We start from the raw sequence: 21,261 nt of genomic DNA, 5'->3' as shown, positions 1-21,261 counted from the left end.
TTTGTACAGTGCGTAAATCCGATAATTAGGTTCAACTCAAAGTTTGCAAACAAGTTGGTAATTAAGCTCAAAAAAAACTTGCAAGTGAATCGATATATAGCAATCCGATTTGATTCAGTGAAATCACTTGTAGAGGTAGGGAACAGGAAAGAAAGGATGTTAAAGTAGACAGAATTTTTTCAAAAATCAAATAGCAGTTCTATATATGGCGGTGAAATCAGCGATGCGATCGCCGCATTATATAGTAGGAGATTTTAATCGGATGAGGTACATTAACAGCAGTGTGCAAACCAATTGCGAATATTTTTAAGTATTACAACATTTATCGCTAACGAAGCGAGGGCGGTATCGAGTAGCTCCCGTGAAAGTGCAGCAAGAGAACGTAAATACTCTTTAATTTTTGAGCAAGAGTGGAGAATTATTTACGCTGATCTTCTTATTAGTCTAATCATATTCCAGTTAGAAAAAACTAACTAATGGGAATACTTATATTGTATTGTTAAAGCCATTAAGAAAAAGCCATTGTGCAGATGAGGTAACTAGGTATGATCGCAGGGCTGGAATTAGGATGGGGAATTTTAGGATACCAAGTTGTTGAACAACTGCACGTGAGTTCTAGAACTATTGTTTACCGAGGTATCCGAGAGATTGACCAGCAACCTGTAATCATCAAATCCCTAAAATCTAATTATCCAACCTTTAATGAACTTTTGCAGTTTCGCAATCAGTACGCGATCGCCAAAAATCTTGATTTCCCTGGTGTAGTTCGACATTACAGCCTAGAACCTTATGGCAATAGCTATGTGCTAGTAATGGAAGACTTTGGTGGTATTTCGTTGCGGGATTACACCAAAACACAGCCACTAGAAATCACTGAATTTCTGGCGATCGCTCTGCAAATAGTAGATATTCTTCAGGAACTGCATCAGCACCGGGTAATTCACAAAGATATTAAACCGGATAATATTGTCATCAATCCCCAGACAAAAGAAGTTAAACTAATTGACCTGAGCATAGCTTCTCTGCTGCCCAGAGAAACTCAGGAAATTAAAAGTCCCAATGTTCTAGAAGGAACCCTCACTTACATTTCTCCAGAGCAAACTGGACGGATGAACCGGGGAATTGACTATCGCAGTGATTTCTATTCCTTGGGAATCGCTTTTTTTGAACTGCTTACAGGTCAGCCTCCCTTTCAATCCCACGATCCAATGGAGCTGATTCACTGTCATATTGCCAAACAACCAACGCCTTTAGAGCAATTCAAAATTCGTTTTGAACAGTTGACTACAGAAGTAACTCCCGTAAGCGATTGGCTCAACTGTTCGCCAAATTTAAATTACAAAATTGAGGCAATTCCCAAACCAGTTTCAGACATCATTGTGAAATTGATGGCAAAAAATGCGGAAGACCGCTATCAGAGTGCATTAGGACTGAAGCATGATTTAGAACTTTGTATGACTCAATGGCAAAAAACAGGAAAGATTGAACCTTTCGAGATCGGACAGCGGGATGTGTGCGATCGCTTCTTGATCCCAGAAAAACTCTATGGTCGCCAAGCAGAAGTACAAACTTTGCTGGATGCATTCGAGCGAGTAGCCAGCAATACTAATTCCCGCAGCGAAGTGATGCTAGTTGCAGGCTTGTCCGGTATCGGCAAAACAGCCATCGTTAATGAAGTCCACAAGCCGATTGTCCGGCAAAGGGGTTACTTCATCAAAGGTAAGTTTGACCAGTTTCAGCGCAATATTCCTTTTTCGGCGTTTGTGCAAGCATTACGCGACTTGATGGGACAACTGCTAACAGAAACAGACATTCAATTAGCGCAATGGCGAACTCAAATTCTTTCTATTTTGGGTGATAACGGGCAGGTAATTGTTGAGGTGATTCCGGAACTTGAACTAATTATTGGTAAACAACCTCCTGCGCCGCGACTGTCTGCAAGTGCAGAGCAAAATCGCTTCAATCTGCTGTTTCAAAAATTTATTCAAATTTTTACCACGCCAGCCCATCCCCTAGTAATTTTCTTAGATGATTTGCAATGGGCAGACTCGGCTTCACTAAGATTGATGCAATTATTAATGAGTGAGGCAGAAACAGGCTATCTCCTACTCATTGGTGCTTACCGAGATCGCGAAGTCTCTTCTGTTCATCCACTCATGTCGGCACTGGATAAGATTAGCAAAGCCAAAGCGATCGTCAACACCATCACCTTAACTCCACTGAAGCTATGCGACCTGAATAACTTGATTGCTGATACTCTGAGTTGTGCTTCAGAACTAGCAGTACCTTTAGCAGAATTAGTTTATCAAAAAACCAACGGCAATCCTTTTTTTGCTACGCAATTTCTCAAGGTATTGTATGCAGAGGAATGTATAACTTTTAATATCAATACTGGTTGCTGGCAAGGAAATATTGCCCAAATTCGATCGCTAGCACTGACTGACGATGTTGTTGAATTTATGGCGGATCAGATTCAGAAGTTGCCCACCGCCACACAAACAGTATTAAAACTTGCTGCTAGCATTGGTAACTCTTTTGACTTAGCAACTCTAGCTATTATTTACGAAAAATCTCAGATAGAAACAGCCACCGATTTGTGGAAGGCACTGCAAGAGGGACTGATTTTACCCACAAGTGAAGTTTATAAATTTTTTCAAGACTGTGGTGATGACAACGACGCGTGTCAATTATCTATTATTGCTAACCGCTTACCTGATTACAAATTTTTACACGATCGCGTCCAGCAAGCTGCTTATTCTTTGATTCCAGAGGAGCAGAAACCAGCGACTCACCTAAAAATTGGGCAACTATTGCTAAGTAATACGTCAGTTGCAGAACAAGAAGAAAAACTATTTGAGATTGTCAATCAATTTAATATCGGTAAAAATCTGATTGTTGAACAAGCCCAGCAAACGCAACTCGCCCAACTTAATCTTCAAGCCGGACATAAAGCCAGAACTGCCACAGCCCATGCAGCAGCTTTAGAATATTTGATCGCGGGTATGAGCTTACTGACAAAAGATAGTTGGCAAACTCAGTATGAGCTTACCCTAGCACTTTACACAGCTGCAACCAAGGCTGCTTATTTGAACGGCAATTTAGAGCAGATGGCAAAGTTGGTAGATGTGATTCAGGAAAACGTCACCTGTCTGTTAGATATAGTAAAAATTTATGAAATTCAAATCCAATCTGCGCAAGCACAGCACCAACCCTTAGAAGCATTGCAAATTGCGCTCAAGATTCTTCATTCCTTAGGAGTAACTTTTCCAGAACAACCTAATGAATTAGATATTGCACGGGCAATGGAGAGAACTACATCCATGTTAGCTGACAGGCAACCACTGGATTTAGTAACTCTACCTCAGATGACCAACCCAGAAAAATTAGCTGCGATGCGGATTCTGCCGGCTGTCTCTTCTTCTGCCTATATTGCAGTGCCGACATTATTTCCTTTAATTATTTTGGCGCAAGTCAACTTATCTATTGAATATGGCAATACTCCATCTTCTACCTATGGCTATGGCTGCTATGGACAGTTGTTATGTGGGGTACAAGGAGAACTCAACTTTGGCTATCAATTTGGGCAGTTGGCACTAAAGTTACTCGAACAGTTCAATGAGAAAGAACAAAAAGCCAAAACCTATGGAGAAGTTAGCCTTGGGACTTTGCATTGGCAAGAACCTGTGAGAAATACCTTGCCTTTGTTAACAGAAGGCTACCAAAGTGGATTGGAAACTGGAGACTTACTTTGGGCTAGTATTTGTGCGATCGTTTACATCATGCATTCTTGGTTTGCTGGGCAAGATTTAATTGATGTAAATCGCGAGGCTGCTGCTTTTTGCACCCAATTAACTCAACTTAAACAAGCAGCATTAGTGAATCAGATTCTAATTTTTCAGCAAGCGGTTTTAAATTTATTGGGGGATAGCATTGAACCTTGGCAGTTTGTTGGGGATGCTTTTAATGAAGAGCAAATGCTGCCGATGCTTCAGCAAGGAGGAGATCAAACAGTACTGTGCTATTTCCATTGCAATAAACTAGTCCTTAATTATTTATTTGGGGAGTTTGAGTCAGCAGTTGCAGATGCGATCGCCACAGAAAATTATCTGGGTGCGGCGACAGGATTATTTATCATCCCTAGTTTCTACACCTATGATTCTCTGGCACATCTGGCAATTTATCCTCAAGTTTCCCTTGAGGAACAACAACGCATTCAGCAGCGAGTCACTATCAACCAAGAAAAAATCAAAAAGTGGGCTGATTCTGCGCCAGCAAATCACCTGCACAGATTTTATTTAGTGGAAGCGGAACGCCATCGCGTTTTCAACCACAAAGCTGAAGCACTTGATTTTTATGATCTGGCAATTACCACAGCCAAAGCTAACGATTACCCTCACGAAGAAGCTCTAGCCAACGAACTTGCAGCTAAATTCTATTTAGCATGGGGGAAAAATAGTATTGTTCAAGAGTATTTAATTAATGCTTACTATTGTTATGCTCGTTGGGGTGCATCTGCCAAAGTTAAGCAGCTTGAGCAATGCTATCCACAGTTTCTCATCCCCATCCTGCAACCAGATAGCATTCTGTTTTCCTGTGATTTGACGATTCCAGTGGTGGAGAGCGTCACTACTGACAATGAAAGCACTAACGAAACTACTAAATATAGTAGCAATGGCATCTCTGCGGTATTAGATTTAGCTACTGTTCTGAAATCGTTTCAGATGCTCTCTAGCGAAATTCATCTAGAAAAATTACTTTCTACCCTGCTTCAGGTAGTGTTAGAAAATGCCGGCGCAGATAAATGTGCGTTGTTGTTGAACAAAGAAGATAGGTTAGTAATTGAGGCTACGATCACAACTGAAAAACCGATAGTGCTGCAATCTGTTCCCCTAGAAAAAAGTCAGGAACTTCCAAGCTTATTAATTAACTCTGTCAAAAGAACACTGCAATCATCAGTGTTAATTGACGCCGCCACCGATCCTTTACTGCTAGCTGATCCCTACATTCTGCACCAGCAACCCAAGAGTATTTTATGTACCCCAATTATGCATCAGGGTAAACTGTTGGGGATTCTGTATCTAGAAAACAATTTGACGACGGGAGCATTTACGAGCGATCGCGTCGAAATTCTCAATCTTATCTGTACTCAAGCTGCCATTTCTTTAGAAAATGCCCGCCTCTACCAGCGTTCTCAGATTTACAGTCAGCAGTTGGAGCAATCTTTAGAAGAACTGCGAGCCAGTGATACCCGCTTCCAGAACTTTGCTGATAACATTCCTGGCATGATTTACCAGTTTCGTTTAGCTAGCGATGGTACTACATCAACACCCTATGTAAGTTGTGGTTGCTACGAACTGTATGAATTGGCACCAGAGGAAGTTATGGCGGGGATATATAATCTTTATTCGATGAATCATCCTGATGATAATTCCCAGATTGAACAGTTAATTAGCTACTCTGCCCAAACCTTAACGCCATTTAAACACGAATGGCGGATTATTACACCTTCAGGAAAAATTAAATGGATTCAATCTGCGGCGCAACCGCAGCAGCAAAAAGATGACTCGCTCATCTGGGATGGCATAGTTATAGATATCAGCGATCGCAAGCTTGCAGAAGAAAAAATTCGCGAACAAGAAATATTCCTCCGCAGTATCTACGATGGTGTCGATCATCCGATATTTATGATTAATGTCACGGCAAACCAAGAATTTCTTTATGCAGGCTGGAACCCAGCAGCAGCTAAAGTTACAGGTGTATCTGCTCATGAAGTCATCGGCAAAACTCCAGAACAGATACATGGTGAAGTAGAAGGTGCTGTAGTCAAGCAGCAATATCTCAGTTGCATTACCGCCGGAACTAGCATTGCTGTTGAGCAGTGTCTCTCCCTTAATCATGAGCCAACTTGGTGGCTGACAACCTTTCATCCCCTGCGCGATCGCACCGGTAGAATTCATCAACTAATTGGGACAGCAATTAATATCAGCGATGTCTACGACGAGCTTCGCTTACGCAAACGTGCCGAAGCTCAAGCGCAGCAAAAAACTCAAGAGTTAGAAACAGCTTTGCAAGACTTGCAACAAACTCAATTACAGCTAGTGCAGAATGAAAAAATGTCTGCCTTGGGTAATCTCGTTGCAGGCGTTGCTCATGAAATCAATAATCCAGTGGGGTTTTTAGCAGGTAACTTACAACCCGCCAAAAATTACATTCAAGATCTCTTGGGAATACTCGACCTTTATCAGCAGCAGTTTCCCGATCCTGGTCAGGCAATTGTAGATGCAGCTGAAGCGATCGACTTGGAATATCTGCGTGAAGACTTACCTAAGCTCATTGACTCCATGAAACTTGGCATTGAGCGGATTCGCGGTATCAGTACTAGTTTGCGCACCTTTTCGCGAGCCGATCAAGATTACAAAATTCCTTTTAATATTCACGAAGGTATTAACAGTACAATCCTGATTCTTAAACATCGCCTCAAAGCTAACGGACAACGCCCCGCGATTGAGGTAATTACAAACTATGGTAATTTACCTGCGGTGGAATGCTTTCCCGGACAAATCAACCAAGTGTTTATGAACATCTTGGCAAATGCCATCGATAGTTTAGAGGAATTCAATCAGCAACGCAGACAGGGTAAATTTCGCCCTCATTCTCATCAGATTGCAATTCACACTGAACTTGTTCAAGATGGTCAAACTTTCACGACTCCCCATGTCGTAATTCGGATCAAAGATAACGGTATCGGCATGAGCGAAGAAGTCAAGACGAGAATCTTTGAGCACCTATTTACTACAAAAGCAGTTGGCAAAGGCACAGGTTTGGGATTAGCGATCGCTCGTCAAATTATCATCGAGCGCCATCAGGGAACGATACACGTTGATTCCGTTCTGGGAGAAGGTTCAGAGTTTACCATAGCGCTGCCTGTTCAAGCTAAAAGTAGCTGCTGATACAAGAGCACAAGAGTAATTTCGTACTAGTTTCAATAAAAGATCTCATCAGATATAGAATTCAGTGCGTAATTAGTTTATTGTATAAAAATAATTTACCCATAAGATAATACTGAAAAGAATGCCCAACTGGAAAAGAACACTTCTGACTACCAGCTCTTTGTGCTTATTTTTGTGCTCTGCAACCCTACCAGTCTTGGCTAAACCAACCCCACAAAGAAAGCCAGCATCTACATCTGCAACAATTTACGAGCAGGCTAAAAAGCAACTACCTGAAGATTTTTATGCTCTTTACCGAGTCGTAGATCGGATTGCACGTGCCAATGAATTTGATAATCGACCTTGGCGGATTGTGGCTATTCCCAAATACAATGTCAATGCATTTGCCACTGATGTCAATCTCATTGCTGTGTATGATGGCATACTTGACCAATTAGCAGGCGACTCTTCAGCGTTGGCTTGTGTAGTCGCCCATGAGATGGGCCACCATGCTAAACGTCACATTGCTACTGGTGTAACTCAAAAAACTGAGTTGATTGCCAAAATTGAGGAAGAAGCCAAGAGAGAAGTTCTAGGAGAACAAGAAGCTGCAAATAACGAGTCAACTGCTGCTGTTGTTGGTGGTGCGGTTGTAAATCGTGTAGTCGGGGGAACTATTGGCGGTTTGTTAGGCTCGGTACTTGGCAATCAAGGTGTGCAACGCCAAGCAGATTCACAAAAACGTATTAATCAAATTATTGAGAAAAAGAAACAAGAGCTAGAGGAACGTCTAGCAGCGCAAGAAAGACAGCACGAATTTGAAGCTGATGAAATTGGCTATATAGCTTCTGTAAAAGCTGGATTTGAGCCTGAAGGCTGTCTGAGAGTCATGCAAGTTCTATCTCAAATTCCGGGTTCTGAAACTGATACAGATCATCCAGCTGTACCCAAACGAATTGAGGCGATTAAAGCTTTAATGATTAAGTATCCACCTCAAACTTTGGCGAAAGAAGGTGAAGCAAGAATATCTAAAACCAAGCCTCTAACCTATAACCTTTCTAAAGATCAAACCTCCTTACGAATTAACTCAACTCGTGGTGGTTCACAAGCAGATGATATAGACCGGAGATTTGGTAAGTAATACCACCAGGACTTACGCACTACAATTTTACGTCATTACGAGCGAAGCGAAGTAATCGCAAAAGCCTAGTTTTCCGTCACGATTGCGTAAGTCCTAAACACAATAGTTAGCGTAAATTTATTAAAATCAATTGCAGCAATAAACCCAACGCATAGTTTCTAGTGTTGGGTTTCTATTTTATATTAAATTTTGCCAAAACAACCGAAGAAAATATACAAAGATTTTTGATTCTTGGGATAGACTGATGCCATTGTGTGAGGAGTGAACAATGGTTAATCAAAAGCTGGGACGTTTATTCTCAGTGGGATTTATTAGTTTTTGTTTTTGTCTTGGTATTGGTATAGGAATTATTATTCGTTTTGGACAGATTCAGCGTTCAAATGCCGCAACGACACCTAGTGAAAACCTACCATTTCCCTTTGTTATCCCTGAAAATAAGCAAATACCTTCAGACACTATTACTATTAAAGCTGTTGGAGACGTCATCCCAGGAACCAATTTTCCTAACTACAGACTGCCTCGCTTTCGCGATGAACTACTGCCAAAATCAGTAAGAGGTTATTTGCAAGGGGCTGATATTTTGTTTGGGAATTTTGAGAGTAGTTTAACTACCTATCCTTATAGTTCTAAGGATATGAGTAAAGGACAAATTTTTGCCTTTCGCTCTCCACCTGATTATGCCAAGCTATTTGCTGATGTTGGCTTTGATGTACTCAATTTAGCGAATAACCATGCAATGGACTTTGGCTCTGTAGGCTTTCAAGATACAGTTAAGAATCTTGCATCTGTTGGCATTGAAACATTAGGGCATAAAAATCAAATTCTTTATTTAGAAGCTAATAATATTCCGGTAGCAATGATCGGATTTACTACTTATGATTTTTATAATTCTGTTCACAATTTAGCAGCAGCAAAAGCTTTGGTATTAGAGGCTAAAAATAATGCAAACATTGTAGTTGTGTCAATGCAGGTAGGCGCTGAAGGCACAGGAGCATTACATATTAAGAATGAAACAGAGTTTTTCTATGGAGAAAACCGAGGCAATTCTATGCAGTTTGCTCGGGCAATGATTGATATGGGCGCAGACTTAGTTATAGGACACGGTCCTCATGTTCCTAGAGCATTAGAAATGTATAAAGGAAAACTGATTGCTTATTCTTTAGGCAACTTTTTGGGCTATCGGACTTTATCTACAGCTGCTGAGACAGGTTACTCAATGATTTTAGAAGCTAAACTCAACTCTAAAGGAAATTTAGTATCTGGTAAAGTTATTCCTATTCATCTAGATCGTCAGGGAATTCCCAGAGTCGATCAGCGTTTCCGGACTGTGGGACTTCTGCGTTATTTGAATAATCAAGATTTTCCCAAGAATCCGGTGAAGTTTAATAAAAAAGGGGAAATTATTGTGATGAATAGTAAGTAGTGAATTTGATTAATTTACGAACAAAAGCAGAACAGAGACTTACTCCATTTGGGTAAAAGCCAAGTGGAGCAAGTTGCATATAAGTTTTCTGTTTGCGATCGCTTGATTTTTAAGACAGTCGCAACAAGCTACAAAAGCGATCGCACTGCAAACAATATCTAGCTCAGATTATCGCAGTTTGAGCAGCAGGTTTTTATGATCCGCGGTTGGGAAATAGCGATCGCACTAAAAATATGCTGACAGAGTAACAGGTACTTCAAAGTCGTGTTGAAGTACTTCAGAATCGTGTTGAGGTACTTCAAAGTCGTGTTGAAGTACTTCAGAGTCGTGTTGAGGTACTTCAGAGTCGTGTTGGCGTACTTCAAACTTTGTCGCACTGCGATTAAGCACACAGGTGCGATGTCTGGCTACAAGAAGCAGAGCTTATATGGCAATCCTAATCTAAGTTGTGAAAAATATTCTTTTTAACGGCATAGACGCGGAGCGGCTTCCCGCAGGGTAGGGCGCAAAGGGCACGAAGAAGGAGAAGAAAAATAATTTCACAAATGATTTAGGACTGCTATAGACATTTTAGGTGAGCATGGAGAAGGCGATCGCTTAAATTTTAAAACATTCGCAACAAGATGGCGATCGCATTTCTTCTTATGTTGTAATATGGGCGATCGCCTGACGGAAAACTCTACAGCAAATTGCGATCGCGCTGCTCGCTGCTTAGGTGTGCTTTTTTGGCTTTCTCTGCTATTTATTAGTTTAGAAAATTAGAGAGGAAGATACTGTAAATAAAGGGTTTGGATTACAAATTAATCAATCAGAACTAATAACATGAACCACAGATGAGCGATCAAATTTTTCAGTTTCAAACAGAGATTTCTTCAAATTCACACTCATTGGCGCTCAGTTGCTCTTTCAAAATCACTAGATTCCCATAATCTTCTTGCAAGACGAGTTTGAGTACCTTTGGTGCTAGCCCAAAATCCGGCTCAGGTTGCGACCACTTCTCGGCCATCCCGGAGATAATTTCTACCAAATCACGGATCACTGGGTAAGATTCATTTTCAAATAACTGCCCAGACCTAGCCACAATCAGCACAAGTGGATTGACACTCTGCATTCGCATATCTCCAAGAAAATCGCTGAAGGCTGCCCAATTTTCACCATATGATAATGGAAATTGGATGGCAGCAGCGATTTCATTATGAAAATCAGCTTCTGTGCGGCATTTCCATCCCCGAATCCAGCAGATTCTAGCAGTAGGTTCTTCCTGAGCCAAATCGTAACTCAGCTGTTCTAACTGGCTTTCGCGTGCAGTTAAGACTAAGATAGCCTTACTGTTGAAATCAAATATATTTTTGATTTGTTTCATATGTTTGGTCAAAAATGAGCCTTAAAGAATTTGCAAAAACGTGTTGTAGTGGTCAGGGGTGTAATAAGCTGCTGAGAAATCCCAAGCGATAATGATGCGATGAATTCCTCGAAGACCACCACTATAGAAGGGATAAATATCGGACTCGACATAACGCTGGTTTAGCGGACGTGGAGCCAAAGCATCTAAAAGGGGAAGTGGGCGATTGTTGGTTCCTAGTGCAGCGTTCCAGCCTAGTGCGGCGTTAGGACGATTCTCAAAATAATAGGTACGCCGGATGGTGGGGTGCAGACAATTAAAATTGTGAGTTCTATAAAATTCAGCTACCACAAGTTCTGCCAATTTAATTGGGGGAATGCTCAGAAATTCATCAACAGGCTGTGCTACACCCTGCCCCAAATTCGGTACGGCATAACGTGAGCGTAGAGCAGTAACCGCAGCCAGGAGGTGAGGTACTGCCACTCCTCCCTGAGCTAAAATTGCTGTTGCAAAAGTATTTTGAGTCTGTCCTCTGAGCGTGTCTGTTGTCGTCGTTGGAGGCAGTACTGACAATAACATTGCTCGACGACCAGCATTACCCACCCCACCTATAATACCAGGGACATCTCCCTGCACTGGAGCAGGTAAATGACCTCTTACCGGATTTTCCCCCGTAGGATGAGTGACTGGTGGTGCGGCATTAGCAACAACTTTATCTGGGTTGATCCGGTGTAAGAGAAAGCCTAATTGTGCATCTGTAAACCTGCTCAATTGATGTTGAATCAAATAGTCTAATTGGTCTTGGGTTAAGGCAGCTAATTGGGGATTGGTTAGCTGATTAATGTGTGCTGCAAATAGTGCAATTTTCACCCCAGTCAGTGCTGCCACACCTGCGGGACTAATGGCAGCAACCATTGCACCCGAAAATGCCTGCAACTGAGAATTTGTCAGCGATCGCATTTGCGGAACTGTCAGGACGCTAACCGGAGAATCGTTTAACTGCCCAATTGTCGCCGACTGGAGATTGCTCACTTGAGCGGTGGTGAGTACCTGAATTTGCGCCGATGTTAGCGCGCGAATTCGCAGCCCAGCCCAGAGATCTAGTTTCGCATGAGCAATCAGGGGCAAAGCTGACAAGTGGATATGCGGGATGAGGTTTTGACTAAACTGCCTAAATGTTGCGTTGTCCAAGCTGTTCAACTGTGTTCCAGACAGGCAATAAATTTGTGCGGGTGAGAGTTTATCTAACCAGCCTTCACCGACATGAGCAAATCTTGCATCTGGAATGGCACGCAATTGGCTAATTGTCAGTGCTTTGATCTGCTCATTTGTCATGGCGTTGTTTGCCACATGGTGGTTCTGGGGAAACCCATTAGCAGTCACTGACAGTGCGGCGATTTGATTGGCACTAAATTGTTTTAATTTATCAGCTGTCAAATAGGCCGATTGCTCGGGAGTGATTGCCCTGACTTGGGGAATTGTCAGTGCCTGGAGTTGTGCATCCGTCATGGCATTGATGCGGGCACGATGTAAAGCTGCGATTTGCTGGGGTGTCAAAGCCTGAATCTGAAGTGGGCTAAGTTGTTGGATTTGCTGATCGGTAAATTGCCCAACTTTATTTATATCAAGGCCAATTAATACATCCAGAGGCACTGTCTCGAATCCATTCGCTCCTAAAGTCGCAATATTAACAAAATCCTTACTGGGCAAATCTACAGTTGCATTTGGTATGGGTATTGCGTCACGATTGATTGCTGTTGCGAAATTAGCAGGCATTACTTGACGCTGTTCAACAGTAAACGCAGCCTTTTGTTCATCACTCAGTGCATTCAGGCTTGGCACAAGGATATGGAGAACCTGAGCGGGGAGTAAAGCACGGATTTGCACTGCGGTAAAGGCTTGAATAAGATTGAGTGCAATACCCGCGAGTTGTGTATTGCTTAAGGCTTGGATCTGGGCAGTAGTCAATACCGGAATTTGCGCTACCGTCAAATCGTTGATTCGCAAATCCGGAATTTGTGCGGGATGCAAAGCCCGAATTTGTGGCAGAGTGAGTGCTTGTAGTTGATTGACCGTCAGACCATTAACTTTTAGATGATCCGCATTCAGAGCAGCTATTTGTGCAGCGTGCAGCATGGGGATCTCGGCAGGTGCAATTAGAGCGAGCTTTTCTTTCTTCCAACTATTAATTTGTAGCGGTGTGAAATCTGGCAACTGAGTTGCTGTGATCCATTGGGTTTGGTTATTTGTTAACCATTCCAACTGCTGGGTGGTTAAAGCCTGTATTTGCTTTGTCGTCAAAGCCTGAATCTGAATTTGTTGCAAACTCGGCAAATTCGCCTGCTGAATTGCCGCCACTTGTGGATGGGAAAAGCCTTTGATTTGTCGTGGTGTGAAGTGTTGAATATTATTAGCAAAATGTTGGATTTGCGTAGACGTTAACGATGCAATTTGTGGTTGGATTAAGGCGGAAATTCTGGCTGCATTATTCAATCCCTGAATTGCCGCCTGAGTCAGCAGAGCAACTTTAGCAGGCTGCAAGCTGCGGATTTGGGCGGGAGTCATCGCACCAGTGTCAGCAGCATCTAGACTTTGGATTTGGGTATCATCCAGTCCTGAAACCTCTTGTTCAGAAATGCCAGCGACGCGACCATGAATACCAGCCCCAACGCGTGCCCTTGTATCAGTAGCGACTATGACTCTTGGTAAAGCAGCAGTTTGTGCATTGGTTAGCAAAGGTCTCAAAAACACTCTTTGGTCGAGCCTGAGGTGTGCCATTTGCCCAACTTGAAAAGCCGCAACTTTAGCTTGTCCCATTCCTGCCAACTGGGGTAAGGTAAGAGCCTGGATCTGACCAAGATTTAATGCCGCAATTAGCGCATTATTAAGCTGCGACATTTGCGCTGGTTGAAAAGCGACAATCTGGTTGACAGTAATACTAGCTACATGGGCAACAGGTAGGCGCTGAACTTGTTGCCCTGTCATGGCGGCAATTTGTCCCTGTGTCATAGCAGCAACCTGATTGGCATCCATGTGGGCAATACAGTTTATGTCACTCAATTTGGCAAAGCTTTGTGGGGTGATATCAGACAAAACCAGATGTGGAAATTGTGTAAATTGCGCTTGTTGTAATTGTCCAGCTTGATCTGGTGCGATCGCCTGTGCCTGTGCATTTGTAATATTCGCAATACATTCATTTGCCCGGAGTTCCTTGAAAACGGCAGGTTTCAATGCTGCCAAGATTACAGGTGCCAAAGCCTGGAATTGAATTGGCTTCATTGCTCCAGCTTGCCCGGTGGTGATTTCTTGTGCTTGTGCTAAAGACAAAGCTGGAATCACATCGATTTCACTAAATTCTGCAAAGATGTTATTTGGAATCTGCGGCAATCTTTGTGGTTTAAGTGCAGCAATCTGCACAGATGACATGTTTTGCGCCTGTCCTTGAGTGATATCAGCAACCATGTTGCCTGTGATCTCAGCAATACAATCAGGAGAAAGTTTAGCAAAGACGGCTGCTTGTACCTTTTTCAGTTGATCGGGTACCCAATTGAGGAATTGTGCTGGCGTAATTCGCGCTATTTGATTTGCACTGATGTTGGCAACTTGGTCTTCTGTGATTCCAGAGAAGCAATCTTCAGAAATAAAGCTAAAAACGCCCTCATGCAAGTTGCCAAACACACCTGGCGGAATTTTATTTAATTGGTTTTTGATCATTACTGCCATCTGAAGCAGCGTCATAGCCGTAGCCTTGCCAGCATTAAAACGCCTAAAACACACAGTATTAATACTGGCAAAGATGCTCGGCGATATCTGAGTTATGAGTGCATCTGGCAAAGCCGCAAATTGGTCTTTGGTAATGGCTTTCACTTGTTCCAGGGCGATCGCTGCTACCTTATCGGCAGTTAAATGGCTGAAATAGTTAGCATTGATCTTGGCAAAGCTTACCGCCGAGATATGACTGATGAGTGCATCTTGTAGTTTCAAAAATTGGTCTTGGGTGATGACTTGGGCTTGTGCCTGGGTAATAGCTGCCACCTTGCGGTCATTTAAATGGCTGAAATAGTCAGAATCAATACTTGCAAAACTGGCTGGTGAGATATGACTGATGAGTGCATCTTGTAGTGCCAAAAATTGGTCTTGGGTGATGACTTGGGCTTGTGCCTGGGTAATAGCTGCCACTTTGCCAGCATTTAAATGGCTGAAATAGTTATGATTGATAATTGCAAAGCTGGCCTGGGAGAGATCACCTATTCGTGCATCTTGTAGTGCCAAAAATTGGTTTTGGGTGATGACTTGGGCTTGTGCCTGGGTAATAGCTGCCACTTTGCCAGCATTTAAATGGCTGAAATAGTTATGATTGATAATTGCAAAGATTTTTTCTGAGATATTACTCATTTCTGCATCTGGTAGTGCCACCAGCTGATTTTGAGTCAACACACTAAGGTGAATATCTCGAATGGCTCTAGTTTGGAGCCGTGTAAAATTGGCGAAATGGTGGTTGGGTGATAAGCGTGGAAAAACTTCTACGGAAGTACTGTTGATATCAATACTGAGCAGCGGAATCTGATTAAAGCGAGCAGCATCAATTTTTAACAGATGAGTATCCGGCAAATTCTGGTAACGCTTCATATTAATTTGTGCAAAGCAAGTAAGCGGAAGATTTGCAAATGTGTTCACTGGGATTCTTTTCAACATCCCAATTGGCAGTTGTTGGAATTGAGCGATCGTCATCTGAGCAGCTTGGCCAGGTGTAATGGCATTCACTAAAAGAAGAGGTAGACGCGAAAAATGTGCAGCGTTGATTCTGGCAAATGCATTAGGAGTTAAACAACTGAAACACCTAGAGGAAAATTTAAACAATTGTCTAATGCCAAGTTCGGCAGCCTGATCTGCCTGCATGGCAGCAGCATGTGCTTCTGTCAAGGCTCTGAAGACCGTAGCGGGAAGCGCTTGGAAAGCCAGGGGAGGAATGCGACTAAATTTCGTCACTCCTAGGGCGGAAAATTGTGCCAGCTGTATTACAGCTAGTTGTTGAGGTTGAAGTAAATCGACTTGCTCGTTGGTAATAGCTGCCAGAGTTTCCGGCCGGATATTATTAAATGCGAGAGGGGGTATCTGGGCGAATGCATTGGCTGGAATCGCAGCCAATTCCTGCGGTCGAAGATTACCAGATTGTGCAGGGGTCATTTGAGCCGCAAGTTCTAGAGTCATGCTAGCAAAAACGGCGATATCTTGCTCAATTTCTGGTTGAGGACGGAGTTCGGGGTCGCGTGGATACTCTAACAACAGCACGTTGTTATTCACGAGAGGTTGCTGGAAAAAGCTGCTGGGAATATTAATATTGAAATTTCTGAAGAACTGTGTGGAGTCTGCGAAGCCAAATATCCGCCGGATTTCAGGATTCTGCTGCTGTTGTTGCCACAAATTCTGCAAAATCTCCACCATATTTGGCGGCATTTGTTGCTGTGCTTGTTGTTGGCCATGTACAACCATTGCCATATCGCCTTTACTCTGTCCAGCAGAGGCAGGCAAGCCAGAGGCATCAGCAAACCCATGCCGTACTATGTCATCATGCAGACGGAATATGACATCTAAAAATCTAATCAATTGTAATTGAATCGGCCAGGGTAACTGTATTAGAAATTGTTTAACTTCAGCAGGACGTGCCATTAAGAATTGCCTAGCCCTGGCTGGTAAAGCCAGAATCTGCTGCTGCACGGTTGGATGCAACTGGTCAAAAAATTGCTGGTTATCGTCGATTTCGGGTAGAAGATTACCATTTGCGTCGAACCTTTGAACTCGTTGAATCACGAATCTTTCTGGGTTATCAACTTTGCTGGGCGGCAATTTCTCTTGTGTGAAACCTACTTCCTCCTCAGAAGCCTCGATAGCAGTATCTGGGATATCTCTTGTCTCTCCCTTTGGCTGCACAGCCGACGTTTGAGTAGTAGAACCAATTTGGCTGCGATCGCTCTGTTTCATCTGCAATGCTTTCGTGCCCATGACATCTGCTTCCTGCTCTAAGGAGGAAGCGTCATTAATTGCTACTCCCTTGGCTTGCATGGTCGGCTGCACGCGCCCCTGCTGTTGTTGCACCACATGCCACGCCTCATGGGGCAGATGCTGCTCTTGGCCTGATGCCACATGGATATCCGTGCCCTGTGTGTATGCCAACGCTTGTAACTGGGCGGGTTTGTCGGAATTGTAGTGGACGTTCACATCGTCCATTGCCATGCCGGATAGGCTTTCAATCCCAGCTTTCAGGTTATCCGGCAATCCAGTTTGGTTTGGCTTCTGCATCTCTGATGAATTGATACTGGCAGGCTGGCTACCATCCATTTTTGTTTGCAGCGGCTGCTCCTCTTGTTCAACCTGTCGTTTCACAGGTTCCTTTTCTTTTTCCTCAACCAGTCGCTGAACGGGTTCTTTTTCTTCCGGTTCACGCCTCAGGTCAGCCTGGTATTGTATAGTGTCAACCGCCTTGCCGTTGATTTCGTTATCAAACGCGGACATTTGCTGCACCTCTGGCTGATTGATGCCCTCTGTGTTACTGATAGCAGATTTGGCTGGTAGGGATGGCGGCGAGGACGTTTTGAGTTGGAAAAAAGGTGTAGACTGTTCTCCTTCTGCCTTAAAGAATGCCCTATCCGGCTCCGCCCCGAAAAAAGACTTTTGCGCTGTTGGCTGATGATTTGTGCTTTTTTGGGGTTCGCTGCTTTTCATGGGTTTACCTTTGTGCAGAAAAAGTAGTTGTGAGTTCCTGTTGGTTATACTGCTGGCTAATGCCATTCCACAATGAGAATGTCATCCATCCAGGGCAACTTCACCATACTGAGTCCCCAAGGTAGGCGACTCAGCAAAATATCGATCGCCTGTTGCTCAACCTGAAGCTTCCAGTTACCATCCTCGCTACGGGTGAGTTTGCCCGCACGTTGTAAAAAGCCATCTCGCAGACCGTCGGGGCTGGTGCTTTTGAGGACTTCCCAATAATTGATTACAGTTTGTAACAGGTGTTCGCCTTCAGTTAGGGCGGTTGCGGGTAAATCTAGCCCACGAGAAACTGGCTCGTCTAATGGCCAGCCACAAAGCAGTTTGGGCAGCACCAGTTCGTATTCGGGGGCGTCGGTTTGCTTGGTAGCTAGGTAATGCAACAGGTAAATCGCTGTTTGCTGCGCCGATTCATCCCGGAAAGATTCGCCATCTAACAACCCCACCTCATCTAAATAGATGCGTAAAAACGGATGCAACAGTACGAGTCCTGCTTGGTTGACATACAGCCCCGCCGTTTCTTCTTCGGTTGATAATGTAGAACCCCTAGCCCGTCGGGGAGGTATCCTCTGCGGGTTGTTAAGTTCTTGAGTACCGATTTCTACCTGTTCAACCGATGGGGTTGGCTCGTCTGTGGGCGTTGTAGTTCTGTCGCTAACTGTATCCGTTTCATTCTGTGATGAGGGAATGCTGGGTGCAGATGTAGCAGCTAGCACTTGGTCGAGGGCATTTAGCCAAAGACTGCTTTCGGTAATTGGTAATGCTGCGATGATATTACGTAGCTGTTGGCGCGAGTTCTGATTGGCTCTGTTCTGTCTCGCTTCTGCTGCTTCTACAGGGGGAGAAGGTCCGCTTATTTGATTAAAGTTCGGTGCTACCTGCCAGCTTTGCACGAGTTGGGTCAGCCAATTGCGAGTCCAGGTAGCTGCTGGTAAGGGTCTTGCTGATGCATTATCTGAGCTAATTTCAGCTAACAGCAGCAGCCAAGCTTGCTGATTCAATTGCTCACAGATATCATTGCTCAGGTTCAAAGTTTGCATCAGTTCTCTAGCTTGTGCCACCAGGGTGTGCCAATTTATCCAAGCTGGCTGTAACTGCAATACTAGCTGATGCCGCCAGCTTTCTGGGAACTGAGTGATTAATCGCTGTCGTGCTACTACATTATTTCTCAGTAATTCCCGTAACGGCATCTGCCACCCTGTTTCAGTTTGGATGACAGTTTCCCAGCGGGCTAGCCAAGCCAGCAAGTTCTCTGATTTTGGCTGCTTAGGCAAATGACCAGAAGATAAAAAGTATAGCAACACTTCCCATTCTGGCTTAGGACTAACTTCAGGATTTTGGGGCGATCGCTCTTTACCCTCTAGCACCTGCTTGTATGCATTCAGCCACAGAGATATTTGGGCAGAAGATACAGCATCAATACTAGTGCGTAGTCGTTCCTGAGCAATTTGATTGAGGTTGTCATCTGGACGCCGATCTTCTGGCTGTGAATCGGGTTCTGATGACCAGCGCCAATTTTGCACGAGTTGGGCTAGCCAGTTACGAGTCCAAGTTGCGGCAGGTAAGGGACTTACGGATGTGTTATCTGCTTTGATTTCGGCTAGGAGTAGTTCCCAAGCCTGTATTGACAATTCCTCGAAGCTATCACTATTTAAGCTCAGAGATTGCATGAGTTGTTTGGCTTGAGCTAGCAAGATATGCCAAGTCGTCCAAGCTGGCTGTAATTGCAATAGTAGTTGATGCCGCAAAGCTTCCGGTAACTGAGCGATTAATCGCTGTCGTGCTGCTACATTATTACTCAGTAATTCCCGTAACGGCATCTGCCAAGCGGTTTCATTCTGGATGACTGTTTCCCAGCGGGGTAGCCAATTCTCTGATGCTTGCTCGCTGGGCAAACGACCATATTGTAAAAAGTATAGTAACACTTGCCAATCTGGCTGAGGGCGCGTTTCAGGAAGCTGAGGCGATCGCTTTTTCGTCTCTAGCACCTGCTTGTATGCATTCAGCCAAAGGGATCTTTGGGCAGGAGATACAGCATCAATACTAGTGCGTAGTCGTTCCTGAGCAATTTGATTAAGGTTTTCATCTGCAAGCCGAACTTCTGGCTGTGAATTGGGTTCTGAAGACCAGCGCCAATTTTGCACGAGTTGGGCTAGCCAGTTACGAGTCCAAGTTGCGGCGGGTAAACGACTTACGGATGTATTATCTGCACCAATTTCAGCTAGCAGTAGTTCCCAAGCCTGTATTGACAATTCCTCGAAGCTATCGCTACTTAAGCTCAAAGACTGCATTAATTGTTTGGCTTGAGCCAGCAAGATATGCCAACTCGTCCAAGCTGGCTGTAACTGCAATAGTAGTTGATGCCGCAAAGCTTCCGGTAACTGAGCGATTAATCGCTGTCGTGCTGCTACATTATTTCTCAGTAATTCCCGTAAAGGCATCTGCCACGCTGTTTCATTCTGGATGGCATTTTCCCACCGTGGTAGCCAGTCTTGCCAATTCGCTAATGCTTGTTCCCTGGGCAAACGACCAGATTGTAAAAAGTACAGTAAAACTTCCCAATCGGTCTTGGGGCTGGATTGCAGATTGGGTGAAAATTCTGCTGCTTGCTGGGGTTGATTGAGCGATCGCACTGTAACCCGATCTAGCGCTGTCAGCCAAAGTGTCTGCTCGTCGCTGGGAACTGCTTCTAGAATAGGGAGTAATCTTCGACGAATTTGATTATAGCTTGGGCGTTGCTGCCAGTTTTCCAAAAGTTGGGCTAACCATTTGCCAGTCCAACTTGCAGGAAAAGGTCTTGTCGGTGCGTTATCTGCACCAATTTCTCCTAGTAGTAATAGCCAGGTTTGCCTATCCAGGTATCGAATAGCACTACTATTTAATTCCCAGCACTGCATCAGTTGCCTAGCTTGCGCCAGCAGCGCAGGCCAGACCGTCCAGGCTGGCTGTAGCTGCAATATCAACTGGTGCAAGAAGGATTCTGGTAACTGCTCAATTAGGCGTTGCCGTGCTGCTTGGTTGCTTGTCAGTAATTCCCGCAGAGATTGCTGCCAAGCGGTATCACTTTGCATCACCGCTTCCCAGCGCGGGAACCAAGCTTGCCAATCCCCAGATGGACACCACCAAGGCAATCGCCCATAGCGCAAAAAGTAAAGTAACACCTCCCACTCTGAAGCACTGCGATCGCTCCAAAGGGGTTTGCCGAAGGCATCGCGGGTAGTTTTTTCGGTTTTCGCACTAGCCACCACCCGATCTGCCAGATGATCTCCCAAAGTCTGTCTGAGGGCGTCCAGTAAGTTGCCAATAAATTCATCCGCTAAAAATCGGCGGTCAACAGAACCTACCTCCACCACCACCCGATCCAGCCGAATCACCTCTTCATCCCCCACCAATTCATCGAAGAGACGCTCGATTTCCTGCACACCCTGCTGCTGAAACAAGCGACTCACATCTTCCTGTAAACTCCATACATCAGCTATTCGCCCGGTATCGAGTTCTAATACAGTCCTTCCAATGATGTGGCGTTGTTTGGTCATAGGCTGGTGATGATTGGGCATGGGGCATTAGGCATTGGGCATGGGAAGACAGATTTTCATGCTTGGTTGTGCCAAAACCTGGCGTGATTGACTGTTTTAAAAATACTTTGTGTCTCCGTGCC

General features: G+C 44.1%; 7 protein-coding genes. 3 read left to right on the top strand and 4 right to left on the bottom strand.

The window, feature by feature from the left end; genetic code table 11:
- Positions 1–545 precede the first annotated feature (545 nt).
- The 3 genes from BV372_RS02925 to BV372_RS02915 all read left to right on the top strand — a co-directional run bounded on the left by BV372_RS02925 (position 546) and on the right by BV372_RS02915 (position 9,493).
- Positions 546–6,950, top strand: a complete 6,405-nt coding sequence (locus BV372_RS02925) for an AAA family ATPase (protein ID WP_086683014.1) — start codon at positions 546–548, stop codon at positions 6,948–6,950.
- A gap of 196 nt (positions 6,951–7,146) precedes the next feature.
- Complete coding sequence (locus BV372_RS02920; RefSeq protein WP_256973072.1) at positions 7,147–8,070, top strand: M48 family metallopeptidase; 924 nt, start codon at positions 7,147–7,149, stop codon at positions 8,068–8,070.
- Positions 8,071–8,338: 268 nt separating this feature from the next.
- Positions 8,339–9,493, top strand: a complete 1,155-nt coding sequence (locus tag BV372_RS02915) for a CapA family protein (RefSeq protein WP_086683008.1) — start codon at positions 8,339–8,341, stop codon at positions 9,491–9,493.
- A 225-nt stretch (positions 9,494–9,718) separates the two neighbouring features.
- Here BV372_RS02915 and BV372_RS35890 read toward each other — a convergent pair whose 3' ends face one another.
- From BV372_RS35890 to BV372_RS02900, 4 genes are all read right to left on the bottom strand, one after another.
- A complete protein-coding gene (locus BV372_RS35890; RefSeq protein WP_179197953.1) occupies positions 9,719–9,883 on the bottom strand; it encodes a hypothetical protein in 165 nt (54 codons plus the stop codon).
- A 466-nt stretch (positions 9,884–10,349) separates the two neighbouring features.
- Entirely contained in the window at positions 10,350–10,856 is a 507-nt protein-coding gene (locus tag BV372_RS02910; protein ID WP_086683005.1) for a barstar family protein, read from the bottom strand.
- A gap of 21 nt (positions 10,857–10,877) precedes the next feature.
- Complete coding sequence (locus BV372_RS02905) at positions 10,878–17,558, bottom strand: DUF4157 domain-containing protein (protein ID WP_179197952.1); 6,681 nt, start codon at positions 17,556–17,558, stop codon at positions 10,878–10,880.
- Positions 17,559–17,614: 56 nt separating this feature from the next.
- Positions 17,615–21,160, bottom strand: a complete 3,546-nt coding sequence (locus BV372_RS02900; protein ID WP_086683000.1) for a contractile injection system tape measure protein — start codon at positions 21,158–21,160, stop codon at positions 17,615–17,617.
- Positions 21,161–21,261: the final 101 nt, after the last annotated feature.

It is taken from the genome of Nostoc sp. T09, assembly GCF_002154695.1.
Classification (GTDB): domain Bacteria; phylum Cyanobacteriota; class Cyanobacteriia; order Cyanobacteriales; family Nostocaceae; genus Aulosira.
This window is presented reverse-complemented; position numbering and strand designations above follow the sequence as displayed.